Annotated in this window: 3 protein-coding genes and 2 pseudogenes; all 5 read right to left on the bottom strand. The window is 45.7% G+C overall.

Features of this window, described 5'->3' with window-relative positions; all coding sequences use genetic code 11:
* Positions 1 to 493: 493 nt before the first annotated feature.
* Positions 494 to 1,575 (bottom strand): annotated as a pseudogene (gene rpsA / locus DWX76_RS09930) (30S ribosomal protein S1).
* Positions 1,556 to 2,405: pseudogene (gene ispH, locus DWX76_RS09925) on the bottom strand (4-hydroxy-3-methylbut-2-enyl diphosphate reductase). The pseudogenes rpsA and ispH overlap by 20 nt, the downstream one beginning before the upstream one ends.
* Positions 2,406 to 2,705: 300 nt before the next feature.
* A complete protein-coding gene (locus DWX76_RS09920) occupies positions 2,706 to 3,692 on the bottom strand; it encodes a LysR family transcriptional regulator (protein WP_118481745.1) in 987 nt (328 codons plus the stop codon).
* A 518-nt stretch (positions 3,693 to 4,210) separates the two neighbouring features.
* Complete coding sequence (locus DWX76_RS09915) at positions 4,211 to 5,227, bottom strand: aminopeptidase (RefSeq protein WP_118472903.1); 1,017 nt, start codon at positions 5,225 to 5,227, stop codon at positions 4,211 to 4,213.
* 250 nt (positions 5,228 to 5,477) lie between these two features.
* Entirely contained in the window at positions 5,478 to 6,776 is a 1,299-nt protein-coding gene (locus tag DWX76_RS09905) for a dicarboxylate/amino acid:cation symporter (protein WP_118570581.1), read from the bottom strand.
* Between the last annotated feature and the right edge of the window lie 101 nt (positions 6,777 to 6,877).

The following is a 6,877-nucleotide window of genomic DNA, read 5'->3' as shown; positions in this document are numbered from 1 at the left end:
TAATTCAAAATATAATATTTTTTCTTGTTTTAATATTATATGTTATATAATATTGTATCTAAAGTTATATAATATTGTATCTAAATTATATATCAGTGTACCTTCTTTGTCAATATTTTTCCAAATATCCTTTATGACTCACTCCAATCCATCTTTCTGCTCCCACAACCCTTCACCACGCCGTATCCCGCTCCTCATCACGCAAAAAAACAGACCGTACAACCTATGTTCCATCACATACGCCATACAGCCTGTTTTCATTTTTATCTTAATAAAATCACCAAATAGCTTTCTACCACACCAGAAAAACCCTGCTCTTTCTTCCAATCCCAGAAACACCCGACTGCGTTCCGGTCAAGAATACCATGCCCCACACCATCACAAAAACGGCTGCCACCTCCACATTCTTCCTGTGGAAGTGACAGCTGATGATTCTTTCATCCTCCGTCTGACGCACTATCTGTCCGATGAGAAACTAGCGTCAACCGTTTGATTAGTTTTCTTCTGCTTCCTGATTCTCAAGAGCTTTCATGCTCAGGCTGATCTTGCGGTCTGCCTCGTTGAAATCAACCACCTTAGCAGTGATAACCTGTCCTACGCTCAGTACGTCGGATGGTTTGTCAACATGCTCTCTGGAAATCTGGGATACGTGAAGAAGTGCATCTACACCTGGCTCCAGCTCAACGAATGCGCCGAAATCAGTCATACGTGCTACCTTGCCTTCTACTACGTTGCCTACAGCATATTTCTCAGCTGCGTTTGCCCACGGATTGCTCTCCGGGAACTTTAAGCTCAGAGCAATCTTCTCGCCGTTGATATCTTTGATCAGAGCTTTTACTTTATCGCCTACTTTGAAAACCTTCTTCGGGTTCTCAACTCTGCCCCAGGACATCTCAGAGATGTGAAGCAGACCGTCAGCGCCGCCAAGGTCGATAAATGCACCGAAATCAGTTACATTCTTAACAACACCTTCTACGGTCTGACCAACAGCGATCTTCTCGAATAATTCTTTCTGCATAGCAGCTTTCTTCTCAAGCAGGATCTGCTTGCGGTCGCCGATGATACGGCTTCTTCTTCCGCTCGGATTGAACTCGGTAACTACGAACTCAATCTCCTGACCTGCGTACTTGGATAAGTCTTTATCATAAGTATCAGAAACCATGCTTGCCGGAATGAATACACGGGTTCCCTCAACCTCTACTACGAGACCTTTCTCCATAACCTGTGTAACTTTCTCTTTCAGAACTTCCTTGTTCTCGAAAGCTTCTTTCAGACGTTTCAGACCCTTATCAGCAGCCAGTCTCTTGTAAGATAAAGCAGCCATGCCCTCTCCGTCGTTTACTTTCAGAACTTTTGCTTCCAGTTCGTCGCCGACCTGAACTTTGGTTCTAAGATCTACGCCCGGCTCATTGGTGAATTCGCTTCTTGTGATGATGCCTCGGATTTGCTTCCAGCGATGCTGAGAATGATTTCGTCTTCCTTGACACCGATAACCTGACCGGTAACAGCCTCTCCTGTACGTAATCTCTTGAATGATGATTCTTCAAACATTTGTTCAAAACTTAATTCTGACATTAGTATGAACCTCCTCGATAATTTGATTTGGGGTCGATGCCCCGGCTGTAATACCTACGCTGCGCACAGTACCTGTTATCTCAGGCTTGAAATCTTCCAGTGTCTGAATGTAGTAAGTGTGTTTACATTCCCTGCGGCAAATCTCATACAACTTTTGTGTGTTAGAACTGTTCTTGCCTCCAATCACAATCATAACATCAACCTGTGAAGCTATCTGCCTCGCCTCAACCTGTCTCTCCTGTGTTGCATTGCAAATCGTATTTAAAACAAGTATATCATAATACGTTTTTGAAATTTTTTCAACTAAATCTTGAAATTTATTGTAGTTAAATGTCGTCTGCGCCACGATACAGAGCTTTTCATCCGGTCTGAGTGCCAGATTTTCAAATTCCTCCAGTGACTCGACTGCCAGAGTATACTCATTTCCCCAGCCTTTGATACCCTCGACCTCCGGGTGGTGCTCATTTCCCACGATAATCACGCGGCGTCCGGCTTCGCACTGTTCCCGGACAATCTTGTGGATCTTTTTGACAAATGGACAGGTCGCGTCCACAAGCTCCAGTCCCTGGCGTTCCAGGAGTTCATAGATCTCCCTGCCTACGCCGTGGGAACGGATGACGACCACGCCTTCTTTCAGCTTCCAGTTCCTCCTTCGAATTGATGACCTGTACGCCCTTCTCTTCCAGATCCCGCACCACCTCTTCATTGTGGATGATGGGACCGTAGGTATAGATCGGCTTCTTCCCCGTCGCTATCTGATCATATACCTTCTCGACTGCCCGCTTCACGCCAAAGCAGAAGCCAGCCGTCTTCGCAACTGTGATTTCCATGTTCCTGCCCGCCATTCCTCCTATTCCTCATCGTCTTGGATAAATAAATCCCCTCTGTCTCCTTCATAAAATCCACCTTTGCTCCTGTCTCTCATAGCATCCCGCGAATTCTCCAGAATAGAAATTCTTCCGCCTTTAATCGGCAACTCATTTACCCTCATTGTTATAGTCTATCATACTTTAGACTGCTGGTAAAGTCTAAATCGACGTAAAATTATATAAAATTTACACGATTAACTGATTTTGCAACCGCATTCCGGAATTTACGCCGCATTCAGTCCCCGTCTTCGGAAATTGCCGTTACTCCTTTTGCCTCCCGGCAGCCGGATCGGCGTCCGGATCATCCGACCGGATGCCTGCCAGACGCATAAACTCACGCATCGCCGCCGTCACATAACGCCCCCTCTTGACCGAAAATGTGATCTCCCGCTCAGACAGCGGGTCGTCCAGCTTATAATAGACCAGCCTCGGGTCCTCCGGACGCCACTGTACAATATCAGAACGCACAAACATCGCTCCAACCCCGTTGGAGACGATATTTAAAGAAGTCAGCACCTGATCCACCATCATCACAGTTTTCATCGTAAAACCGCCGTTGCGGCACATTTTCGCGCCTCGTTTATACATATCATTGCCCGGTTTCATCGTGATAAACGGCACATCCTTAAAGTCCTTTAACGGAACCGCCTCCACCTCCGGTTTTAAAAAGGACTTGGACAGAATCTCCTGCCTGGACAGTCGGTATGGCTGCAGCTTCCGGTTAACCGGAAAACTTTCCGGAACTGCCAGAATCAGATTTTCCTTCCGGAATAAATACCGTTTGATCGAAGTATCGTCCTTCTCCATCGCCGTCTCCAACACCAGATCCAGCGACTCATTTTCCAACCCCGCTTTCAGCTCCCGCGTATTTCCTTCTGTTAGGTCAATCGTAACCTGCGGATATTTTGTCTGAAAACGGGCAATCAGATCCGGATACACAAACGAGCAGAAATAAGATGCACCGCCGAGCGCCAGCGTGCCGCCCTGAAGCCCCGCAATATCTTGAAAATACCGTTCCAGATTCCGTTCCAGAAAAAGAATCTTTTCAACGGTACGGATGTAATACGCGCCCTCCTTCGTCACCGTCAGCGGAATCGTACTGCGATCAAAAATCGGCGCTCCCATCTCTTTCTCTGCCTTCCGCACCATGTTGCTGAGTGCTGGCTGGCTGATAAAAAGCTTCTTCGCCGCTTTGGAAAAACTCTTTTCTTTGTAAACCTCATACACGTACTTCATTTCATTCAGCATTTGTCAATTCCCCCTGTCCATTTTCCATCCTGCTTTGCTTAAATGATGTTACGATTCTTGCACACATGACCCGTAACGAATTTTGCCATGGTTCTGCACTTAAATATGGCTGATCCACTTTCCCATATCTCTATGCTAAAATCTGCTATAAACGAATATAACCGCCATATCTAACAGTTATTTTTTATTGTTATTATTTTATCATAAGATTTCTATATCTGTAAACAAATAAACTGTATTTTCCGTCCGTTTTCAGGCAGAATCCAACTTATTTTACAAAACTTCCAGGTGCGTGAATCAGCACTCAAAAGAAGCTGCGAACGCCTGCGCTCTACACATCTAAGGCAGCTAACCTGCGTCCACAGCTTCCATTTTTAATATGGAGGTTTATTCAATTACTAAGCTTTTACAAATTCCTGATGTTTTATATTGCGACTGCTCAAGGGGAAATCACAGCCACAATTCATGCAGTCTTTCATTGACAATTCGTTCTTGATACTTCTTAATATATAGCCATATTATTTGTCGCCCAAACAAACAACCTTGCCGTCTTTTACGATCAGAACCTCTTCTGGTGTTCCCTCGTCGAAGATAACGGTCGGATTGTACTGTACCATGTCGATATGTACGGTCGAGCGTGCCGGCTGTCCATAGTAGAAGCCGTTGCCCATTGCGATGTGGCAGGTTCCTCTTGCCTTCTTCTCTTCCTCAAAGTCTCCGTTGAACATACAAGCCGGGTTAAGTCCAAGTCCGATCTCTGCGATGTTGTCGGAATCTTTAACTTCTGCGATCTGACGGCGGATTTCTTTACAAATCTTCGGATCGCCGCCAACTACCTCTACGATACGTCCTTTTTCGATCCTTAACTCAACCGGTGTGGTCGGGCATCCATAGTAGCAGATAGGTCCATCAATTACCAGTTTGCCATGGGTTGTGTCGATCACCGGTCCTAAGGAAACCTCGCCGTCAGACCATGCCATTGCATCGCCCGGATTTCTCGCGATACCACACTCGATGATCGGCTCCATCTGATTCATTTCCATGTACAGGTCGGTACCAGCCGGTGTGGTGATGTGAGCCATCTTATGACCTCTCCAGATCGCCTGCAGCTTCTCGCCGTCTGCATAAACTGCTTCATAGTCTGCCAGAGCACCGCCGCGTGTGAAGTTGTCGATATTTCTTAAGCAGATGGAAACCTCGCGAAGTTTCTTCTGGTTGATGAGTTCTTTCAGATGGTTATTGTAGATAGCTGCACCGGATGCAGTGGTCATGCCGACAAATACGTCGCATGCATCCATGCCAAGCTCCAGCGACTTCGGAAAAATGGTTGCTTTGTCTTTTCCACGAATCGGCATCATGTATACGCCGTACTCAGCGCCGCAGTTTAAAGCGGCTGCTGCCATCGCCTGGGTCATTCTCTCGTCGGTTTGAGGGTCAACGACAATCAAAACTTCCTCGCCCGGTTTAACAGCCATCAGGTTGCCAAGAAGATACTGTGCACGTTCCATACATTCGATAATTCTGTTATCACTCATAGTTTTAATCTCCTTTTCTTGTTTTGCCTGGTTCCCTTAAATTTTTGCACCTTTGCAAGTGGGAATTATTTCTGTTTTTTTCCTTTTTATCCGGAAAACGTGGACTTTTCAGAACCGGGTGTTCCATATTCCATCTTTGATTCACGTTCTGCACAAATTTGTCGTTTCCCCGCTTTCCGGGTTCCATACATAACTACTGCCCAGATATATTTCACATTTCATACGAATCCGGGATGTCTCTTTCTAAAACTCAAGCTGCCTTTTTGGCTTCTTCCTGATTGAAAATCTCGCGATCCAGTTCGCCCTCCATCTGAGAAATACAGACAGATGCTACCAGGTCGCCTACAGAGTTAGTAGATGTGTGAATCTGGTCGATGATACGATAGATTCCAGCTACCAGTGCGTATGCATCCAGCGGAAGTCCCATCTGCGTCATCAGGGTTAAGCTGATAACCAGACCAATCTGCGGAGTTGCTGCACAGCCAACGCTTAAGAAGGTTGCCTGTACAACCAGCATAATCTGCTGCTGAATACTTAACTCTACGCCGTACAGCTGTGCGGCAAAGAGAACAACGATACCAAAGTATGCACACGTTCCGTTCATCTGAGCGGTACATCCAAGTGGAAGTACGAAACTCGCAATATCTCTCGGAACGCCCATCTTCTTCGGTGCTACTTCCATTGATACCGGAAGAGCTGCTGAAGAAGTACAGGTACTAAATGCGATCATCCAAGGTTCAAACGCTTTGCGCCAGAATTTCATCGGATTTACCTTTCCAATCACGGTAAGGAAAATGCCGTATCCAACAGTACTCATGATGATGCAGGCAAGATAATCGGTTAAAATGAATTTCAGAACCGGTCCGAAGATGGCAACGCCATATTTCGCAAGTGCTACAGTCATCAAACTGAATACACCGTAAGGGATAATTCCAAGAATCATATCGATAACCTTAAACATCGTCCGTGAACAGAGGCTGATAATGTCACATAACTGCTGTGCTTCCTTGCCGATGCTGATGATGGCAAATCCAAGGAACAGGGAGAAGACGATAATCTGCATCATCTCGCCGCTTGTCAGTGCCTGGAATGGGTTGGACGGGATTAAGTCGAGCAGTGTCTGGTAGATACCCGGAAGTTCTTTTACCTCCATTGCTGTCTCTGCCGTTCCCAGCTGCAAGCCGCGTCCCGGTTTGATGATATTGGCAAGTATCAGACCGATGGTTGCTGAAATACCGCCCGTTGCTAAAAACCAGATGATGGTTTTAACGCCGATGCTTCGAAGTTTCTTGATATCGCCCAGCGAAAGTGCCGCGTCGATGATACAGAAGAACACCAGCGGGACGACAATCATCTTGATCAACTTGATAAACAAATCTCCGATGAACTGGAAGAACGGAAGGACATATCCGTTAATGATCTCATTCTCCACGCCGCCCATAAAATTTAAGACGTAACCAAACGCGATACCTGCAAACAATGCAATGAATATTTTCACGTACAACGGAGTTTCTTTTTTCTCCGCCCCATTTTTAGTTTTCTCCACCATGTAATACCCCCTTATGTAATGTTTTTTTATTTCTCGTGTTCCTCATGAGGTTTGACTACATAGTATCAAAAAGCCAGATTATTATAAACAAATATATCAAA

Origin of the sequence: Clostridium sp. AF21-20LB, assembly GCF_003478795.1 — a bacterium.
Classification (GTDB): domain Bacteria; phylum Bacillota; class Clostridia; order Lachnospirales; family Lachnospiraceae; genus Otoolea; species Otoolea fessa.
Note: the sequence above shows the minus strand (reverse complement) of the source record. Positions and strands in the feature narration are given on the sequence as shown.

Bases quoted from the DNA above. Each gene is read 5' to 3' on its own strand.
- DWX76_RS09920 (WP_118481745.1), bottom strand. From the start codon at position 3,692: ATGCTGAATGAAATGAAGTACGTGTATGAGGTTTACAAAGAAAAGAGT.
- DWX76_RS09915 (WP_118472903.1), bottom strand. From the start codon at position 5,227: ATGAGTGATAACAGAATTATCGAATGTATGGAACGTGCACAGTATCTT.
- DWX76_RS09905 (WP_118570581.1), bottom strand. From the start codon at position 6,776: ATGGTGGAGAAAACTAAAAATGGGGCGGAGAAAAAAGAAACTCCGTTG.